We start from the raw sequence: 1,985 nt of genomic DNA, 5'->3' as shown, positions 1-1,985 counted from the left end.
CGAAGCCGGGCTGGCCCAAGACCCAGGCGCGGCGTGTGCTGCGGTCCATGTTCGGGATGCCGTTGGAGCAACTGGGCTTCGTGCCACCCCATAGCGTGCGGGCGGAGCTGACCGGGGAGGATGCGGTGCACAGGCGTTCGTTCCTACACGGAGTGCTCGGAGTCGCCCAGCTGCTCGGGCCGTCCGGCCGTGACCGGCTTGACCATGCACGTCGCTACAGCGACCGCGCCCTGGTCGGGCACCTGCGCGGCGCGCTGGACGAGTTGGCGCGCGCCGACGGAAGCACCGGCCCTCGCCGGGTCCTTCCGGCCGCGACCGAGCTCTTGGCGGTCATCGAGGAGCTTGCCCATGAGGCATCTCCGTCCGTCCGCCGGGAACTGCTGGGTGTGGGGGCACGGGCGGCCGAGTTCACCGCCTGGCTGCACCGGGACGCGGGTGCCCCGGCACACGTCACGGTCTTCTTCCATGACCGGGCCGTCGAGTGGGCGACCGTGACGGGAGATGGCCCCATGCACGCTTACGTCCTGCTCCGGAAGGCCCAGGCCACCGATCGCCATGACGCTGCCCGCATGCTCGACCTCGCTCACGCCGCTGCCCATGGCCCCTGGACGCTGCCGCCGCGAGCCCAGGCCGAGGCCCTCCAGCAGGAAGCCCGTGCCCTCGCCCTCACCGGAGCCCCGCCTGACACGGTTGCCCGCACGCTCGACCAAGCACACGACGCCCTTGGGCGAGCCGGTCAGCCCGAAGCCGCCAGCTGCACCGGGCCACTGTGCGCCGGCTACACCCTCGAACGGCTCATGGCACAGAGTGCGATCAGCCACCGAGAAGCCGGACAGCCCTCCCGTGCCGTGGACCTCCTCCGGCAACACCTGGCCAAGGGCACCTTCGCCGCCCGGGACCGCGCGTTCTTCACCGCCCATCTCTCCGGAGCACTGGCCGCAGCGGACGAACCCGACCACGCCGCCGCCACCGGCATGGCCGCGCTCAGCCTGGCCGCCACCCCCGGCTTCGGCCAGGCACTCGGTGAGCTGCGCAGAACGGCTGCTGATCTACGCCCCCACGCACGACGCCCCGCCGTCCGCGAACTGCGCCAGGCCCTCGCTGCCCTGCCCGTCTAGGCGGTCAGGAAGCCGGTCACCCGCTCGATGACCTGTGCTTGCCAGATCTGAGTCTGCGGATCGGCATAGCCGGGGTCCTCGTGGACGGCGAAGCCGTGCTGGGCGCCGTCCAGTTCCAACAATTCGGCCGGGCCCGTCAAGACGCGCAGGTACCGCCGCGACGATTCCACCGGCACGAACGTGTCCTTCGTCCCGTGGACGATCAGGACCGGCGCCCGAACCGCCCGCAGGTACACCTCCGGGGCCAGATAGAGCACCTCGTTGTACAGCGCCCGCCCCAACTCGAACGGAGACTTCTCGGCGAAACCGGCCTCGTCCAGAGCTCGTGCGGCACTGCCGGAGATGTAGTCGCCCTCGAAGTACGGGCGGCTGTCCACGTAACGGTCCCGATAGTCCAGGCGCGGGTTCAAGAGCACCAGGCGACCCACGTCCTGCGGCCGGTACGCGGCGTGCAGCGCGGCCGCACCACCGGAGAACGACGCCGCGATCACATGCGGCGCCCCGTCGGCCCCCCACTCGCGCCGAACCTGGTCGACGGCGGCCCGGACGTCATTGGCGACCCCGGCGATGGTGATGTCCTGCGGCCGGCCCCCACTCGCCCCGTGCGCCCGCAGATCGAACCGCAGGGACAGCACGCTGGCCGTGGCGAGCCCCGCAGCGAGTCTGCCGAAGAAGCCCCCTTCTTCCCTCGTCACACCGGCACCGTGCACCAGCACGGCACACCCCTTCGCCACCCCAGCCGGCGCCGTCACCGTCCCCACCAGCTCCGTACCGTCCAGCGACCGGAACCGCACTTCCCATGCAGAGGCCATGCCCCCGATGTTAGGGAGGAGAAGCCGAATGCGACCGCCGGACGCAGAGAAATGA

2 protein-coding genes are annotated in these 1,985 nt (G+C 71.1%); one reads left to right on the top strand and one right to left on the bottom strand.

What is annotated here, in order from left to right:
• Window positions 1-1,118 (top strand): NsdA family TPR-like regulatory protein (locus VR44_RS39375; protein WP_052714042.1); only part of this gene is annotated, 1,118 nt, incomplete at its 5' end.
• Here the strand turns inward: VR44_RS39375 and VR44_RS39370 are convergent.
• Window positions 1,115-1,985 (bottom strand): alpha/beta hydrolase (locus tag VR44_RS39370; protein ID WP_245692898.1); only part of this gene is annotated, 871 nt, incomplete at its 5' end. The genes VR44_RS39375 and VR44_RS39370 overlap by 4 nt on opposite strands.

Origin of the sequence: Streptomyces katrae (assembly GCF_000966975.1) — a bacterium.
Classification (GTDB): Bacteria; Actinomycetota; Actinomycetes; order Streptomycetales; family Streptomycetaceae; genus Streptomyces; species Streptomyces katrae.
Note: the sequence above shows the minus strand (reverse complement) of the source record. Positions and strands in the feature narration are given on the sequence as shown.